This is a genomic window from Candidatus Methanoperedens sp. (assembly GCA_012026795.1).
Classification (GTDB): domain Archaea; phylum Halobacteriota; class Methanosarcinia; order Methanosarcinales; family Methanoperedenaceae; genus Methanoperedens.
Map to the genome: position 1 here is coordinate 59,523 of VEPM01000016.1, position 15,819 is coordinate 75,341.

Annotated in this window: 20 protein-coding genes; 2 read left to right on the forward strand and 18 right to left on the reverse strand. The window is 40.3% G+C overall.

Annotation, left to right across the window (positions count from 1 at the left end; all coding sequences use genetic code 11):
- Nucleotides 1–30: 30 nt before the first annotated feature.
- Together FIB07_09290 and FIB07_09295 are read left to right on the forward strand one after the other, a co-directional pair.
- Nucleotides 31–1,404 (forward strand): hypothetical protein, encoded by a 1,374-nt coding sequence (locus tag FIB07_09290; protein ID NJD53045.1) that lies wholly within the window; start codon nucleotides 31–33, stop codon nucleotides 1,402–1,404.
- The gene (locus tag FIB07_09295) at nucleotides 1,385–2,791 is read left to right on the forward strand and encodes a 4Fe-4S binding protein (protein NJD53046.1); all 1,407 of its coding nucleotides are present in this window, start codon (nucleotides 1,385–1,387) and stop codon (nucleotides 2,789–2,791) included. Before FIB07_09290 ends, FIB07_09295 begins: the two co-directional genes overlap by 20 nt.
- Here the strand turns inward: FIB07_09295 and FIB07_09300 are convergent.
- From FIB07_09300 to FIB07_09385, 18 genes are all read right to left on the reverse strand, one after another.
- The gene (locus tag FIB07_09300) at nucleotides 2,788–3,651 is read right to left on the reverse strand and encodes a DUF63 family protein (GenBank protein ID NJD53047.1); all 864 of its coding nucleotides are present in this window, start codon (nucleotides 3,649–3,651) and stop codon (nucleotides 2,788–2,790) included. The two genes, FIB07_09295 and FIB07_09300, sit on opposite strands and share 4 nt — an antisense overlap.
- A gap of 70 nt (nucleotides 3,652–3,721) precedes the next feature.
- A complete protein-coding gene (gene artA, locus FIB07_09305; protein ID NJD53048.1) occupies nucleotides 3,722–4,531 on the reverse strand; it encodes an archaeosortase A in 810 nt (269 codons plus the stop codon).
- Between the two features lie 104 nt (nucleotides 4,532–4,635).
- The gene (locus tag FIB07_09310) at nucleotides 4,636–5,400 is read right to left on the reverse strand and encodes an isoprenylcysteine carboxylmethyltransferase family protein (protein ID NJD53049.1); all 765 of its coding nucleotides are present in this window, start codon (nucleotides 5,398–5,400) and stop codon (nucleotides 4,636–4,638) included.
- 5 nt (nucleotides 5,401–5,405) lie between these two features.
- A complete protein-coding gene (locus FIB07_09315; GenBank protein NJD53050.1) occupies nucleotides 5,406–5,912 on the reverse strand; it encodes a hypothetical protein in 507 nt (168 codons plus the stop codon).
- A 4-nt stretch (nucleotides 5,913–5,916) separates the two neighbouring features.
- The gene (locus tag FIB07_09320) at nucleotides 5,917–6,447 is read right to left on the reverse strand and encodes a hypothetical protein (protein ID NJD53051.1); all 531 of its coding nucleotides are present in this window, start codon (nucleotides 6,445–6,447) and stop codon (nucleotides 5,917–5,919) included.
- Between the two features lie 8 nt (nucleotides 6,448–6,455).
- A complete protein-coding gene (locus FIB07_09325; GenBank protein NJD53052.1) occupies nucleotides 6,456–7,052 on the reverse strand; it encodes a hypothetical protein in 597 nt (198 codons plus the stop codon).
- 25 nt (nucleotides 7,053–7,077) lie between these two features.
- Nucleotides 7,078–7,551, reverse strand: a complete 474-nt coding sequence (locus tag FIB07_09330) for a hypothetical protein (GenBank protein NJD53053.1) — start codon at nucleotides 7,549–7,551, stop codon at nucleotides 7,078–7,080.
- A 6-nt stretch (nucleotides 7,552–7,557) separates the two neighbouring features.
- Nucleotides 7,558–7,998, reverse strand: coding sequence for a hypothetical protein (locus FIB07_09335; protein ID NJD53054.1), 441 nt, complete (start codon nucleotides 7,996–7,998; stop codon nucleotides 7,558–7,560).
- Nucleotides 7,995–8,258: a DUF2933 domain-containing protein gene (locus FIB07_09340; protein NJD53055.1), complete on the reverse strand. Its 264-nt coding sequence runs from the start codon at nucleotides 8,256–8,258 to the stop codon at nucleotides 7,995–7,997. Before FIB07_09340 ends, FIB07_09335 begins: the two co-directional genes overlap by 4 nt.
- 30 nt (nucleotides 8,259–8,288) lie before the next feature.
- Entirely contained in the window at nucleotides 8,289–8,480 is a 192-nt protein-coding gene (locus FIB07_09345) for a YHS domain-containing protein (protein NJD53056.1), read from the reverse strand.
- A gap of 66 nt (nucleotides 8,481–8,546) precedes the next feature.
- Nucleotides 8,547–9,020, reverse strand: coding sequence for a hypothetical protein (locus FIB07_09350; protein ID NJD53057.1), 474 nt, complete (start codon nucleotides 9,018–9,020; stop codon nucleotides 8,547–8,549).
- 13 nt (nucleotides 9,021–9,033) lie between these two features.
- Entirely contained in the window at nucleotides 9,034–9,729 is a 696-nt protein-coding gene (locus FIB07_09355; protein ID NJD53058.1) for a hypothetical protein, read from the reverse strand.
- Between the two features lie 13 nt (nucleotides 9,730–9,742).
- The gene (locus FIB07_09360) at nucleotides 9,743–10,207 is read right to left on the reverse strand and encodes a cupredoxin domain-containing protein (GenBank protein ID NJD53059.1); all 465 of its coding nucleotides are present in this window, start codon (nucleotides 10,205–10,207) and stop codon (nucleotides 9,743–9,745) included.
- 18 nt (nucleotides 10,208–10,225) lie between these two features.
- Nucleotides 10,226–11,203: a hypothetical protein gene (locus FIB07_09365; protein ID NJD53060.1), complete on the reverse strand. Its 978-nt coding sequence runs from the start codon at nucleotides 11,201–11,203 to the stop codon at nucleotides 10,226–10,228.
- Nucleotides 11,200–11,685 (reverse strand): hypothetical protein, encoded by a 486-nt coding sequence (locus tag FIB07_09370; GenBank protein NJD53061.1) that lies wholly within the window; start codon nucleotides 11,683–11,685, stop codon nucleotides 11,200–11,202. The genes FIB07_09365 and FIB07_09370 overlap by 4 nt, the downstream gene beginning before the upstream one ends.
- Before the next feature lie 63 nt (nucleotides 11,686–11,748).
- Nucleotides 11,749–13,395: a hypothetical protein gene (locus tag FIB07_09375; GenBank protein NJD53062.1), complete on the reverse strand. Its 1,647-nt coding sequence runs from the start codon at nucleotides 13,393–13,395 to the stop codon at nucleotides 11,749–11,751.
- Nucleotides 13,388–13,810 carry a hypothetical protein gene (locus FIB07_09380; GenBank protein NJD53063.1) on the reverse strand — a complete coding sequence of 141 codons (423 nt, stop codon included), beginning with the start codon at nucleotides 13,808–13,810 and terminating at the stop codon, nucleotides 13,388–13,390. Before FIB07_09380 ends, FIB07_09375 begins: the two co-directional genes overlap by 8 nt.
- Entirely contained in the window at nucleotides 13,800–15,806 is a 2,007-nt protein-coding gene (locus tag FIB07_09385) for a heme lyase CcmF/NrfE family subunit (GenBank protein ID NJD53064.1), read from the reverse strand. The genes FIB07_09380 and FIB07_09385 overlap by 11 nt, the downstream gene beginning before the upstream one ends.
- Nucleotides 15,807–15,819 lie beyond the last annotated feature (13 nt).

Below are 15,819 nucleotides of genomic sequence, written 5' to 3' on the forward strand. Positions count from 1 at the left end.
CTGATCAGGATAATAGGTATTCAAAAACGAATGAAAAAAGAAAAATGTATCTTTTTGATGCTTATAATAGTATTTATAGCTTTGAATATTAATTTACATGGAAGTGCATTTTCTTCTGATAAACGAAATAACTCTCTCCAGTGGTTCCCTTCTATAGCTGTTGATAATGGCACCGTTTACATTGTCTGGGCAGATGAGCGAAACGGCAATTATACACGGATAATGAATAATATACCCCATAAATCCGGGGATATATATATTTCAAAAGCGAATTTCAGGAACGGATGGGTTTTTGATAAAAACCTCAGGATAAATGAAATCAAAGGAAGCACAGGACACGGCTCTCCCTCTATAGCTGTTGATAACCGCAATATCTATGCAGTCTGGGAGGATGACAGATATGGATTTGAAGAGCTTTATTTTTCATATGCTGAAAAAAACGATATAAAGTTTAAAAAAGATTTACCAGTTATAGAAGAAGCAGGAAGCCAGGTGCTGCCCTCCATTGCAATCCTGAATGAAACCATATATGTGGCAGTAATGAACAAGAAAACCTGGGATATTGAATTTGCACAAGGGCATTCTATAAACGGTGTTTACATGTTTGATAAACCAGTACGAGTAAATGATGATCCCACAGGTAACTGGCACTATGCTCCTTCGCTTGTTGTCGATGATGAAAAAAATGTATGTATTGCCTGGCTGGATGCGAGAAATGGCAATTATGATATTTATTTTTCACATGGGATCAAAGAAAACGGAATCTGGCAATTTAGCACGAATGTGAGGGTAAATGATGAATCTTCAAATGTGTCCCACTATACTCCTTCACTGGCGTTTGAGAATGGAAGCGCATATATTGCATGGTATGATGACAGGAATAAAGATTTTGATATATACTTCTCAACAGGCAGGTTGGAAAATGAAAGCTGGAAATTTGATAGTGATATCCGGGTAAATGACGATGGGAAAGGTGATCAGATGCATCCTGAAATTGCAGTGAAAGACAGTGAAATTTTCATTGTATGGGAAAATGATCGTGAGGGAGGGCCGGACATTTATTTCTCAAAAGGTATCAAGGAAAATGGGAGCTTTGGATTTATAAAAAATGTAAAAGTAAATGATATCCAAGGAAAGCATTACGACCCTCAAATAGGAATCGAAGGAAGCAATGTTTACGTTGCATGGCAGGCAGAAGTAAATGACGGCGGAGACATATATTTTTCACATGGGAAATACGATGGTAGAACCTGGGAATTCAGCAGGAATATCAAAGTAAATGATGATTTAACAAACTCTTTTACAAAACCTGAGCCACTATTCCTGGGCTTGATTCTTGGTCCGGTTATCGTATCGGTCATAATCGTAGGATTCTTAAAAAAATATGCAAAACGAAAAAAATAATCATGAAATAAGAAAATACGATCTGCTTCAGCAGAAGGCTGCAGCATCGCTTTTCAAAAACCGCAAACCCCAATTCCTCTTTCAACTGCCTGGATTTCTGCTATTTGTTCTTGTCGTACTTGCTGGCTTTTTCGGAATTCAGAATAGCAACAAGAGCCTTACGACTATTTCAATCTGGGTTATCTGGTGGTCGCTTCTTATAATAAGCCTGGCGCTTGCGGGAAGGCTCTGGTGTTTCATATGTCCTTTTGGAGCCATCGGGGACTGGGTAAAGCGCAAGATATTTTATAAAAAAGTTGATGACATATTCAGTTTAAACAGGAAATTCCCCACAAGATTCAGAAACCTGTCTATTGCAGCAGTGCTTTTCCTTGCGATCACATGGGCTGATTTTCAGTTCAATCTTGTGAACAGCCCGCTCTTAACAGCTTATTTTATTGTTGCTTTGCTGGGTCTTGTTGTAATTATATCTATAATCTTTGAGCGCCGATCCTTTTGCAGGTATGCCTGCCCTATAACCGGACTAATAGGATTATATTCAATGTTCGCGCCTGTTGAATTAAGAGCAAAAGATAAAGAAACCTGCAAAGCCTGCAAGGAAAAATACTGTATATCAGGCAATGAAAATGGATATCCATGCCCTGTATTCGAATATCCGGGAACCATGGAGAAAAACACTTATTGTATCCTCTGTATGGAATGTGTTAAAACCTGCCACAGGAGTAATATCTCCTTAAACCTTCGTTCTTTTGCAGGAGATTTTTTGAATTTGACAAAGACAAGGATGGATGAAGCGCTTTTTATCCTGCTGCTTCTTGGAGTGACTATATTCCAGACATTGATCATGATACGGCCGTGGGCTGTTTTTACACGGGATTTAATGGTCTATACAGGAGCCAGTTATGATACGGTTCGATTCGTTTTATTTATTGCTTCGGCGGCATCTTCTATCCTGATATATTCAATTGTCATCGCTGTTTCAAAATTGCTCAATCCAAAAACCTCGTTTAAATACCTATTCACCGGCTATGCTTACTCAATTATTCCCCTGGGATTGCTGATGCATTTATCCCATAACCTCCGCCATTTACTGGAAGAAGGCGCAGGGATCATACCAGTACTTTCAGATCCTTTTGGTTTTGGGTGGGATTTATTCGGAACTTCAGGATATATGCCTGCCCCGCTTCTCGATAATAATTATATTCTCCTCGCCCAGTGGCTGCTTATGTTTATCGGAATGGGTTTCTCAATATCGATCGGCAAAAATATTTCAAGACGGATGTTTCGCGGAAATGATTCTGCATATCTCCCTATGTTGATTTTTGTTCTTTCTCTTTTCGTGTTCAACCTATGGATACTCGGGCAGCCGATAATGCATAAACACTAAACCCCAAATACCATTGCCATCAGATTCCTTGCACCCATGGAGAAACCGAGAACAATCAACGTCAAAGTCAGCATGTACTTCTCATCTTTATCCTGATCTTCTCTGGAATCTTTTTCAAGCAGAAAAACTATCACCATGACCAAAATTAAGGATAGTGGAATCAGTACCGCTCCTGTTCCAAAAATGGAAGTCAGGAATGAACTGAATGGATGTTTGTTCATGTAGCCCAGCAGATCTACTCCAATATATGTTGTGAACGAATCGAGCAGAAATGAAAAGATAGCAAAAGAATAAATCCTGCTTCGAAGATATGTCATGTGGATCGCAGGTGATGCTCTTTTGACGATCTCTGTCAATGCTAAAGCCGGTACAAGACTGTATACAAGAATACTGAGATTCCAGTTAGATGTATAATAAATGAGGATAGCAATCCCTGCTAACGATAATACAACACCGGTAATCGCATAGGCAACAATATAATTCTTTATTTTCCTGAGCTTCTCAAGATATCTCGCTAGTAGAAGAGTCCCGAAACATATTGAAAAAACTACAAAAAAAATGAGCGGCGTGATGAAAAAATATTTGACAGGTGGCTTCAGGATATCCGCATCCTCGATAACACGGAACACAGAACCCATGAAAATAAAAGGAATCGTGGCTAAGACAAAATCTTCATCGACCTTTATTCTCAATTTATTCAACAGTTTCAGAATAGCAAATACACCCGCGAATAAAATAATGACATAAGTTATCATGTCAAAGTGATTATAACTTGTATCATTTATGATACCATCAATAAAATTCCTGTTTATGAAATCGATCAATCCGCTCATAATTATCCTCCACCTAAATTTGCCCATTCCGCAATCTCGAATATTTCCTCTTTACCAACCAGTTCCTGCTGGGTAAAATCGTAGTTCACTCTTATTTTCAATTTAACCTCGCAAGCTTGCGAAATTCTATTTTAAGCAGCTTAAATATGTCGTCGATCATATCTGTAACCTCAGGTAGCATTTTAAGAATCGTATATGAAATTACAAATAAAGCAGCCAGCGAGCCGATTTTTGCGATGAAATGCTCTGTAATATGAAAACTTTCATCAGGTGTGCCAAACCATGCAAGACCATAAGCAGAAGCCGTGAGGGAGGTTCTCAGCAGATTCAGTGAATAAATAACAGGCACCGAAATCATGAATGCCTTGAATTTTTGCGAAAGTGTAGCCTTTGTAGCAGACGAGATTAATCCCATGAATAAAGCTATGCTCTCAATAGCTGTACAGGCAAGGATTATCTCAATTGGAAGAAGACCACCCACTGCAAGCTGATTCCAAGCCACCTGAGCCACGGGATATCCGAGTTGTTCAACAATCCAGATGGTCTGATTCGTAACCAGCGATATTATCCCGATGTTTAAAAATTCCACATCTACAAATAAGAAATAAATCAAACCGCCTACTGATGCTGCTCTTGATAATGAGATAAGTACTTCATGACCACCTTCTTCATTATTCCTTGCCTGAAACGTGATATATGCTATGAAAAGGGCGAATATTGCAGCGGCGACTACTAAAAAAGCATTAAAATAATCCTGTATCTCAATATAGGATGGAGGCTGCATGAACCAGTAGATAGAGAGGAATATCCAGCCAGAACTTCCTGATAAGAATCTGGAATTATAGGCTTTTGGAAGTACTGATGCTGCAGCCAGAAGTCCGAGGGCGATCCATAGTGTTACAGCCATAATATAACCTGCCTTTTTTCCATACTCGCCACTTTATTCTGCGGTATTTCTTTAATGTTGCTCATGTTTTTTCCTCTTTCTTGAACCACAATTTGTTTTTTATGCTACTGTTCTGCTTTTTTTATAGACGGCAAAAACATGGGTGTACGCCGTTTATACTCTTCGTATCTCTCCCCAAAAGCCTCCAGAGCTTCATTTTCTTCTCTTTTTGCCAGCCTGTAGTACATTAAAACAAGAACAGGCCACATTAAAAGTGTGATTATGGTCGGCCACTGGATGAGAAGCCCAATGGTCAATACTACAAGACCAAGATATTGGGGATGCCTGACATACCTGTAAATGCCTTCAGTCACAAGTTCTCCTGATGATGAATGTATCATGCTCCAGCCCTTTGACATCAAAAATAGTCCCAGGAATATAACTGCGCTGCTTGTTACCATTACAAGTGCCCATGCAGCGTCCATACTCATAAAACCTGCTTTAGAAATAAGCACCCCAAGGAGGTGCCCCTGTGCATGTCCAAAGGAGAGGTTGAGTCCGAAAAGCGAAGATAGAACATATATCGTAAGCGGGAAGCCGTACATCTCCGAGAACAGAGCTATTATGAACGCCTCGTATATCCCCAGGGTGCGCCAGTTCTGCTTCTTCAGGGGGGTAAGGAAGCTGAGCACGAAGACCGAGAAAATCCCGATGCTAAGAAGTGTTGCCCCCCAGTTGCTGTAAGCATACTCCGTAAATGCATGATGCTCCGAGCCTTCGATATTCGCGGGGTTTTCATAGCCAAGAAGCACTGATATGCCTTCAAGAAGAGCTAAAACCATGAGCACAATAAATCCGAGAGAGATAAGGTTGCTTAAGAATTTTTTCATGATGATCAACCTATGTTTTTTACTGCTTCATCAATGAGCATTGAACGATATGCTTTTTCCGGGTTGTTAAGAGCTATCCAGACCACCAGATCTTTTTTAGAGTAATAATAATGATACTCTCCGCCGCCTTCGGTATAATAGATTTTCAAGCCATTTAGTTCTAAGATTTCCGGAATACTGAACATTCCGCCCATCCCTCTTGTCATGTTCTTCACCTTTTCCACTGCTCCTTGATTTGTATCTGCCATGGTTACTGATACTGTTGCCCTGTTACCTGCGTTGTTCCTGTAACGAGCTATGTGGGCTTGACCCGGGCTGACGTTATCTTTTGCAGAGTGAGAGTTTTTAATCTCACGAATCGCCACATCCCCTTCCCTGTGGAGTTTAAGTTCCATGTCGCCAAGTTTATCTGGAAAAAAGGTCTTCTCACTTAAGGATAAGAGTATTGCAGATGCAATTATAATTGCAGCAAGAGCCGTTATCAGAAAAATAATATTTTTTCTTCTTTTCATTGCGCTAAATCCGTTTTATAGACTCTTTCACGAAGTTGAGCCTGTAAGCTTCATCCGGGTTATCTATCTGTATCCAGAAAACTTCCTTATCTTTGGCATAGAAGTAATGATACAGACCCAGTTCCGGTTTCCCGCTCACAAAATAAACAGTAATGCCTTCTATATTCAAAGGCGTGGAATCACTGAACATCCCTGTTTTTCCCACCCTGCTGTTCATAGCCTCAAGAAGTGAGGCTGCATCTTCTTTGTTTTTGGATTCTGATACCCAGAATTTAGCTGTACTGGCAGTTGTACTTCTGTAGTTCGCTATATAAGCATTCTCTATTTTTACAACAGGATTATTGCCGTGCAATTCTTTTACTGCTGCCATGGCTGCATCACCATCCCTATATAAAGCGAGGTCCATATCCCCCAGTTTTTCAGGGAAAATACCATATGGATTTTTCCATTGTGTCTGGATATACAGTAACGAGGTAATAGCTATTACTGCGATTATGAATATTGCAAGGTATATTTCAAATTTATTTTTTCTCATAGTACCTCCTATATATTCATCACAGCCTGCTTCACGATTGACAACTGATAACCTGTATCTGGAGTGTCAAAAGTTATCCAGTAAACTCTTCCCATCTTATAATCCATTTTAAAATAATAGTAATTGTATGCGTTGTTCACTTTCATCATATATACATCGGGCTTCACAAACTCCAATATATCCAATTTAACGGGTTTTGTGAAGTTTTCATCCATTATCCCAGCATCACCGTGATTTTTATGGGAATCAGTTTGTCCCACATCACCTGAAAATTCATGCCCTTCGTGCCCTGTTGAACCTCCGAGCATTGAGTTCATGGAATTGTAGGCATCATTTGCAGTGTTATGGTCAGGAGCTTCGGCAACCCAGATACGCATAGAGCCTTTTCCGCTCGTATATACTGCTGAATAAGCTTTCGCCAGTGGTATATTCTTTATTCCGTATATATTCGAGATCTGTTGCGCTGCAACCTCGCCAGTATCGTATCCTGTTAATGTCATGTCCCCTAATTGCTCTGTGAAGATACTTTTCATGGCTGGCTGATATAGAAAGTACATTATCAATGCGAAAGTAATGATAATAATAATATAAGTTTTTTTATTCATATATTTCCTCAAGATACAGATTTTTCTAATTTTGTAAAATTATTCTGTCTTTTATTATGGCTCTTGCAATGTAGATGCTTCCAGCTACGTTGGCAAGCAGCCCGATTATTATTATGGTGTCTTTATACTGGATCAGGAAAGATGATGCTGCAAGGATCAAACCAATTGAGGGCAAAAGATCACTCACATGGTGCAGGCAGCATGCTATCATCGTCAGGGATGATGTGGCTGAACCTGCCATGCCCACTTTTTCGGTTCCTGCTACATTTCCGGTCGTAATATTCCTGTGGTATCTGAAAAGCCCCATCTGTACGCTGACCGCCAGAGGGATCAGGTAAACAAATACTCCATTGCTAAGAAATACCTGATATCCTTTTTGGATCGAACCTTCTGCCAGAGAAGCGATCGAGATATTAAAAAGAATTACCAGTATTCCTATTCCTGCTCCAAAAATAAAAGGGTTCCTTAAAAGGCTTTTGACGCCCTGTTTTCCTGACATTTATATTTACCATTTAAAGATTCTTTCTTTCACTCCTGCAACATCCTGAATAACGAGTTCAAAACCCGTGCTGTCATCAAATTTCGGGAATTTCAGGGTGCCTTCAAAATGGTGTCCTCCGATGCCTCCTTCCCATGACTCTGGTTTGATGATATTTCCTTTACTGTCGCTGATATAGGATATCTTTGCCATCTCATAGTCCAGCGAGCCTGAATGCGTATCCAGTTTAACATCAAAGGCATTGCTTCCAAGATACACAGCAGTGATAGTTACTCCCGCTTCTGAGTTTTCTCTTGTTTCAGATGGATTCGCTGTTGATGTTTTATCTACAGTAGAAGTTGGAACTACAACATTGGGATTTTCGGTTTGAGGTTCTTTACCTGATAAACACCCGCCAACTGCTACTGTAATCAAGATCAAAAGTACTATTATTCCTGATATTCTCATTTCAGTTCCTCTTTTTTTTTCTCATCAATCCGGCTTTCCGGGTTCTGCGTATCATGTTTCATATTTTTCATCATCAAAAGATGCATAATCGGACAGAGTAGCAGTATTCCAAAAGAAAGTATATTCTGCGAAACTCCTGCAACCCATAGAATTCCGAGAAACAAAAGTGGGATTATACAGCCAAGCACCATCATTAATGTATGCTTGTGCTTGCTGAAAAATCCTTCATTTATATGTGGGGTCTTTGTTTCGCTTTCCATTTATGCACCTTTTATTTTTTGGGAAAAAGGTTACCATAACTTCCACCAGGGTTTTTTCTCGCCCATCCCTACGGGTCCGCTTTTAAGGTATTTTTCTGGCTCAGACTCAAATGCTTTCTTGCATCCGGGCGCACAGAAATAGTAGGTCTTTCCCATATATTCTGTTTTATACTGCGCTGTATTCTCATCTACCTGCATTCCACATATCGGATCTATTTGCATATATTTCATTTCTCCTTTTTTATTTTTTTACAATATGTACTTCACATCTCATGTAAAGTAAGTATTTCATGGCGGAAGCGAAGTGTTTGTTCCTACACCTCTGCCTGAATACTCTTTATCAATTTTCGTTCTGATATCTTTCAGTGAATATCCGGTCATCAACATGTCCCTTGCTTCAAGTGTTATATCGTTACACAGCTTGCATTCAGAAGCATGCGGCTCATAGCTGCCATCAGGCTTGATGTAACATTCCTTCAGGCTCTTATGCGAAAGGAGCACATCGGAATGCTGCATACCTGCACATCCGCAGTAACAGGCAAGATACTTGAGCTTGTCCTGATTCTGCACTGCAAAAATGTAGGATTCAGCCACACGCCCGGTTTTCTGGGCAAATTCTGGAAGTTCAAGTTTTGCTGGTCTATTAGTATCTGGTTTTTCAATACTTGTTTTGTTTAATATCTGCGAGCCTCCGGACAGCGTATACGCGATCACTAAGATCGCAGCAATCGCAATTGCACCAAGAATAAATTTAGATTTCATATCATTCTCCGTATCATATTATCAACAGTATCACAAATCCCATAGCTACCATGAATGAGCCCATTAACAGTCTCATTCGTGTTTTATTTCTCGATTGCCATGACACCATTCTATCTACCACTTTCCTGTTCGATGAAGCCAGAAGAACTGCTACCAGAGGCACGATAAGCATCAAGTTGTAAAGCAGAAGGTACAGTATGCCCTGAGCCAGCGTGGATTGCAAAGATAACAACCCTATGACACCAAGATATATGCCTCCGCTGCACGGCACTGTGCAAAGACCGACAAGGACACCGGCTCCAAAGACACCGGGAACTGTTGTGCGCTTTATCCACTTGTTTATTGATTCATGCATGCTATCAGGTATTGCCAGAAGAGAACTGCCGGGTATGAAGAAATCTTTCATTATAACAACGCCGAGTATCATGGAAATAAAACCCGCAGCCTTGCCCACTGCGTGTGTTGTTGAAAAGAAAGAGATGGCACTGAGAATGCCCACACCTATCAAAACGTATGTTACAAATATCCCGCTGATATATATCGAACCCACTTTCATTAACCCATGCCTGTAATTTGCCTGCATCTGCAGCATTCCCATCGTAAAGGTTATAAAAAGCAGCAGGACTGCAAAAGCACAAGGGTTAAAACCATCAATTAAGCCTGCCGTAATTACAAGCGGAAGTGTTAATGTCTGCGGATCGATCGCCATTATAGCTTCACCTTCATGCAACTATCAGTGTCCCATGCATACTGGGATTCTCTTTACCTCCACAGCATGATTCGCAGTACCAGTGATATTCCCCTGCCTTTTCGGGCGTAAAGGTGAATACCTTCTGGCTCTCGGGTAAGACTGTGATATTTACATTGCTTATGCCGGATTCTTTAAGATTGAAGTTGTGAATACCGCCGCCGTCTGTATGCATTGAATTGTCTGGATTTATCAGGTTTATTTTCACAGGTTGTCCTACTTTAGCCCTGATTACATTGGGTTCAAAGCCTGCCATGGAGATTGTCATTTTAATGGCCTCTTTGTCCTCTGGTTCCAAGGACGCTGTTTTACTCATGACTAAATATATCGCGCTGCCAAAAATCGCAATAACGATAACCATGAAAAGAATGCCCTTGTATGGTAGTTTTTTCCCTTGTTTTTCTTTCAACTTTCCATTATGTTTTTTTGATCTTGACACTCTTAATCCTCCGTTTCTTTAGTTCTGTTTCATCCCCTTTTCCAATAGTTCGTACTGACCTTTATCTTTTAATTTATCGATTTTAATAAAAACCTGGATAGCTTTCAATCTATACTCTTCTATTAATTTTCTTAATTCTTCAGACCTTTCAGGTCCCGCGTGTTTTTCAAATCCATAAATCTTCTTGAAAATCTTTCTTTTTTCACTCTCAAGTTCTTCCAGGGTAAATTCTTTTTTTCTTCTCCTGAAGATTTTTCTCCTGAATTGATAAACTAAACCAATTGAAAATATAGAAAACAATCCAATTCCTGCGTATAGATAATTCGATTCCTGGAGTATTTTTACTTGAATACTGACAGTCTCCCCTACTTTGAGATTATTAAAAGTGATGACATTATATTCATTTCCTGAAAGTGTCATAACCTCAGATCGTCCTTCCAGGCTTATTCCACTTTTTTTATCAATGAATATCAAAATAGAGGTTGTATTGTAAACAGCACTTTTATTGAACATATATTCTGAACTCCAGGGAAGTGTATACGATATCTGCATCTCGAAGTTAGCCCCGGGTGCGATTGGCTGCATTGGATCCATATATACAACTCCTTTATCCTGAACGAGGCAGCATTCCATTGCCTGGGTTTTCAGGTTTCTTATATTCGGCGGAGTTGATATGGCAAAGAATGTATGGTTATCTTTGTTGAAGTTAATCTCTTGCCCTTCATTTCTGAATACAACGGTCTCAGATATCTCAAGAGAATTGTTCTTCTTTGAGATGAAAATATGATCAAGAGCGACCCTTATATCGTAGCTTTGATTGGTCGGAGCATGTTCGCTAATTGAATTATTCTCATTCTTGCCTTCCTGAATATTTGATGTTATATTTCCAGTATTTTTTCCAGCTGAAATACTCTCACTGGTTTGAGCAGAGACAATACTTGTAAAATAAAATACTGCCATGAGAACAGAAATAAGTCCTCTTAAAACGATTATCATTTTCCCTCCTGGTTTGATGAACCCTTTGAAAAAGGTTTTATTTTTTTATCAGGTTCATTCAATTCGGATACAAACCTATTATATTCATCTTCAAATCTCTGTTCATATTTCTTTATATCAGGTATAATATCCATTTTCGTTTTTCTGGAAAAAATGTATCCAAGAAACACAAATAAAAGGCTTAATGATATTCCTGCAACCCATAATGAAGAAATGTCCTTCCCAAGATGAACCATTATCTCCTTGCCGTACTCTGCCTGAAGCGCTGAAAATATCTGCTTTTCCGAAAAGCCATTATCCTTCATCTGGGTAATCTCTTTTTTAACCTGTATTGCAGTTGCACAGTCACAGGTTGAAATAACCATGGCGCACTCACAGGGGCAAATGATGTCTGACATCATTCCTTCATCAGCCAGTGCCGGACCAATCGCTGATATTAGAAGTATAGACAGCATAAGTACGCTCTGTATTTTTACTTTCATCTCTATATCTGTTTAGGACATCATTGAACAGAGAAGCGGGTTTCCCCGCGATCTCACACATATTTACTCATTGCGTTCGATATCATCTATTCTCTGTTCAATAATTTCCTTTAATTCTACCCTGTTTTCTCCTTCTTTCTCCCGGTCAAGCAGATTTTCCAGGATATCTATGTCACCTATATGCGCTATCATTTTTTCAAGTTCTGTTACAGGCTGATCAAGATCAAGGTTTAACGCTGTTTCTTTTAATTGTTTCAGGACAAGCGTTGCATTTTCTTTATGGGCTTTCTTGAGTTCCTTATATTCTTTTTCCGCAATTTCTCCTGTATTGAATTTATTTTCAAGAGCAAGTATCGATTCAAATGATGCATTCTTTTCAACAATCAATTCATCGAATGACATTTCGGTGATATCTTTTCCTGGTACATGCTCTGATACAACATCCGGCTGCGAGATATCATCAACTGCTTCCAGAGGCTCGTCGATAGACGTTTTCATTGCCGGTACTACTTTAATAAGGCGTCTTTTTGGCTTTTTGCCAATTTTGTTTTTAAGGAATGGATATGAGACAGCCCCGATTAATACAATAGCAGCAATAGGAATAATATAGTTGAAATCTTCATCGCTTCCTGTCTTTGAAGGAACATATCCGGTTATCCTGATATCCAGTCCCTGGTCCTTCGGAACATTCACGAAGCTTAAGACTTCGAATTCTTTCCCTTCATTCGGGACTGTTTCCTTATTACCAGATTGGCTTTCTATCCCAAAACCATTATTTTTGTCAGAAAGCAGAGTCATGTATGAAGTATTGTAGATCATACCTTTAAAGAATATATCTTTTGTTGATTCCGGATTAAAAACGTATGATATCTGCACAGCATATGTTCCACCCGGTAAAATAGGATTCATCGGGTCTATCCATGCTGAATCTTTTTCTCTTTGCAGACAGCATTCCATTGCATCGGTCGAAAATTTAGTTATTCCTTCAGGTGTTGAAATGCCGACATATGCCCTGTCTTTACTGAAAAAAACCTTATCTCCCGTATTCAGGAATTCGACATATTCATCAACTTTTATCCCGTTTACTGCTTTTGAAAGCACAATATGGTCGATTTTTACTGTCAGGATATCCCCGTTCTTAGTGGAATCGTACACTGTGATATTGGCTTTTTCTGATGCATTGACATGTTCTGTATATGGTACATCAGTATAATTCACACCAAGCAGGTAACCCTGCCGGGCATTGACCTTATTAAATGAATATTTCCCAGTCTTATCTGTGTTCGTTTTCATTAATTCGATCCCGATTTCATCCATGAGGCTTACCGGTATTCCTTCAAGTGTTTTGTTTGCTTTAATGACATACCCTTCGATCTTTTCAGACAGATTGAAATTCACAACAGCTTTTCCCTGAAGTCCGATATTCTCTCCGTATGTTATGCCATTGTAAGTCACATTTACCCGGTACATGCCATCATTAATGTCAGTAAAGGCATAATTTCCGTCTTTATCCGTTGTTTTATCTGAAACTGGAATGAATTTATAGACTATACCTGTTTCAGCGCTCTCTGTAGTGTTTACTCTGCTCAGTTCAACTTTTTGGTCGGGAAGGTTTTTACCGAGAGAGACAACACTACCGGTGATATCAGCAGCTGATGCTGTACCTATGAAAATGACAAAAACTATAAAAACTGATAATAATTTATTCATTTTTTTCTTTCTCCTGCAAGAACTTTTCATATTCCAGTTCAAATTCCTCGTTCTCATCCAGTCTCTTCTTGCTGATTTTATAGACAACGACCCCTCCTACTATTACGCCAGCAGGCAGGGCAAGCCACACAATCCAGTCAAACCCTTCTTTTGGGGGTGTTGCAAGAACCCCTTTTCCATACTCTACAACAAGATTATCGTATATTTTTTTCTCGGAAAGACCCTGGGCCATCATAGCCCTTACCTCATCTTTTATCTTAAGCGAGCTCGGGCATGTGCAATCGACGACGATCATAGTACAGCCTTCTTTATCCGGGCAGTTTAAGTTTGAGAAAATCTCTTCCTCGGTCACTGCCAGTACCGGCACTGCAAATACAAGAAGAAGGAACCAAATTGAAATCACTTTATATATCATGTAAACTCTCCGTCGTTATTTTTTTAATGTTTTGATTTATATTTATATCATCAGATGTCATTTTTCGCCTTATCGGCACAACTGTTGACAGGCTTATCACTATCCCCAGTATAAGCACATGGAATCCGCCCAGCCACATCAGGAACATCAATGGCATCACTTTGAGCTTAACAGTGGCGCTGTCAGCTGTTATGGCCTGGGCTGAGAAATAAAGGTCATCGATGCCCACTGTGTAAGCCATGGGTTTGACATTGGTGTTTTGTTGCTTTGGATAGTAATACATGAGCGCCGTGGCTTTTGTCAAAATTCTCCCGCCGTTCTTATACACATCAAAATATGCAGCCTGCACCTCCCTGTTGTTTTCTGGATACTGGTCGATATTTGTGAGCTTGAAATCATAATCGCCCACGGTATACGTGCCGCCAATCCTCATGTTAAATGTCTGATCCTGTGCATACACTACCGCACCTGCGGCTGCCACAATTATCATAAGGATTCCAATATGACACATGTAGCCTCCAAAGGTGCGGCGGCTGTTCATGAATGCCCTGTAAATATTCTTTAAAGTTCCTGCATCATCGAGCTTTTTCTGTTTGTTCACGATCCTGGACATATCCAGAAGATGGGTTGATATGACAAGTATAGAGCCTGCAACCGCGACCTGAGCATAGAAATCCCGTATCCCGATGGCAAAAGCAATTATCATTGTAATAACAGCTGCTGCAAGAGGCTTTGTAAAGTTTCGCTCAAGATGGGAAACAGATGCCTTCCTCCATGCTATAAGAGGACATATACCCATCAGGAATAGAAGTGCTATGCCAAGAGGTACATTCACCTGGTTGTAGAAACCCGGGCCAACCATCACTTTATAGCCGCGGAATGCTTCAGACAGGAGAGGATATGAGGTTCCCCACAACACTGATACGGTAGAGGCCATGAATATCCAGTTATTATATAGAAAACTTGCTTCACGGGATACAAGAGATTCCAGGACTTTCTTGCTTTTTATCGTATTGTATTTCCATGCAACGAGAGCCAGGGAGGCTGCAAGTACTACGATCATGTAGTTGATATAATAAGGAGCTGTCACAGACTGCCCGAAAGTATGGACAGAAGCGATTATACCGCTCCGGGTGAGTAGCGTTCCGTATACTGTGAGTTCCCATGTGAAAAGGATGAGAAGGATATTCCAGAACTTCATCCCGCCCTTACGTTCCTGTATCATAGTGCTGTGATAGAATGCAGTCATTGTTAGCCAGGGAAGGAACGAAGCGTTCTCAACAGGATCCCAGCCCCAGAAGCCGCCCCAGTTGAGCACTGTGTATGCCCACCAGCTCCCGAACATGTTGCCAAGAGCCAGTCCGAGCCAGGCCCAGAGCGCCCAGCGGCGTGCGCGATATGTCCATGTATCATCTGAAAGATAGATACCGGCGATCATCAGGGCGAATGGGATCAATACCCCGGCGTAACCCCAGAAAAGTGTTGGAGGATGGAAAAACATTCCGGGATCCTGGAGTATCGGATTTAACCCGTTGCCGTCTACCGGCAAGAAATCAAGCATCCTGAATGGACGGGATACTGTAAGTAACATATAGAAGAAATAAGAGAGAGTAACAAGAATAATGACCATTGCATGTTTCATCAGGTTATCATAGGATTTTCCCCGCACTGCTATCATGGCAATATAGATCGAAATGAGCCAGGCCCAGAGCAATAATGAACCGTCAGCTCCTGCCCAGAAAGCGGATATCGTATATAGCATGGGCAGGTCAAGACTGCTGTACATTGCCACATACTCATACTGGAAGTTGCGGTTAATAAATAGATTAAAAAGCCAGATGGAAGCAATAGTGGTCAGCACAGCGACACCGATTATAGCGATCCTGCCGCTGTCGATAAGTTCGTTTTTCTTTTTCCATATCCCGATTATATGCGCAGCGAGTGCATATACGGTCAATAACAGTGCGATAATTAATGTTGTTTCACCTAATTCCATTTTTTTTCTCCTT

Bases quoted from the DNA above. Each gene is read 5' to 3' on its own strand.
- FIB07_09375 (NJD53062.1), bottom strand. From the start codon at position 13,395: ATGAATAAATTATTATCAGTTTTTATAGTTTTTGTCATTTTCATAGGT.
- FIB07_09365 (NJD53060.1), bottom strand. From the start codon at position 11,203: ATGATAATCGTTTTAAGAGGACTTATTTCTGTTCTCATGGCAGTATTT.
- FIB07_09355 (NJD53058.1), bottom strand. From the start codon at position 9,729: ATGGCGATCGATCCGCAGACATTAACACTTCCGCTTGTAATTACGGCA.
- FIB07_09350 (NJD53057.1), bottom strand. From the start codon at position 9,020: ATGAAATCTAAATTTATTCTTGGTGCAATTGCGATTGCTGCGATCTTA.
- artA (NJD53048.1), bottom strand. From the start codon at position 4,531: ATGGCTGTAACACTATGGATCGCCCTCGGACTTCTGGCTGCAGCATCA.
- FIB07_09345 (NJD53056.1), bottom strand. From the start codon at position 8,480: ATGCAAATAGATCCGATATGTGGAATGCAGGTAGATGAGAATACAGCG.
- FIB07_09290 (NJD53045.1), top strand. From the start codon at position 31: ATGAAAAAAGAAAAATGTATCTTTTTGATGCTTATAATAGTATTTATA.
- FIB07_09310 (NJD53049.1), bottom strand. From the start codon at position 5,400: ATGAAAAAATTCTTAAGCAACCTTATCTCTCTCGGATTTATTGTGCTC.
- FIB07_09340 (NJD53055.1), bottom strand. From the start codon at position 8,258: ATGGAAAGCGAAACAAAGACCCCACATATAAATGAAGGATTTTTCAGC.
- FIB07_09325 (NJD53052.1), bottom strand. From the start codon at position 7,052: ATGAATAAAAAAACTTATATTATTATTATCATTACTTTCGCATTGATA.
- FIB07_09330 (NJD53053.1), bottom strand. From the start codon at position 7,551: ATGTCAGGAAAACAGGGCGTCAAAAGCCTTTTAAGGAACCCTTTTATT.
- FIB07_09335 (NJD53054.1), bottom strand. From the start codon at position 7,998: ATGAGAATATCAGGAATAATAGTACTTTTGATCTTGATTACAGTAGCA.
- FIB07_09300 (NJD53047.1), bottom strand. From the start codon at position 3,651: ATGGGCAAATTTAGGTGGAGGATAATTATGAGCGGATTGATCGATTTC.
- FIB07_09320 (NJD53051.1), bottom strand. From the start codon at position 6,447: ATGAGAAAAAATAAATTTGAAATATACCTTGCAATATTCATAATCGCA.
- FIB07_09295 (NJD53046.1), top strand. From the start codon at position 1,385: ATGCAAAACGAAAAAAATAATCATGAAATAAGAAAATACGATCTGCTT.
- FIB07_09385 (NJD53064.1), bottom strand. From the start codon at position 15,806: ATGGAATTAGGTGAAACAACATTAATTATCGCACTGTTATTGACCGTA.
- FIB07_09380 (NJD53063.1), bottom strand. From the start codon at position 13,810: ATGATATATAAAGTGATTTCAATTTGGTTCCTTCTTCTTGTATTTGCA.
- FIB07_09370 (NJD53061.1), bottom strand. From the start codon at position 11,685: ATGAAAGTAAAAATACAGAGCGTACTTATGCTGTCTATACTTCTAATA.
- FIB07_09315 (NJD53050.1), bottom strand. From the start codon at position 5,912: ATGAAAAGAAGAAAAAATATTATTTTTCTGATAACGGCTCTTGCTGCA.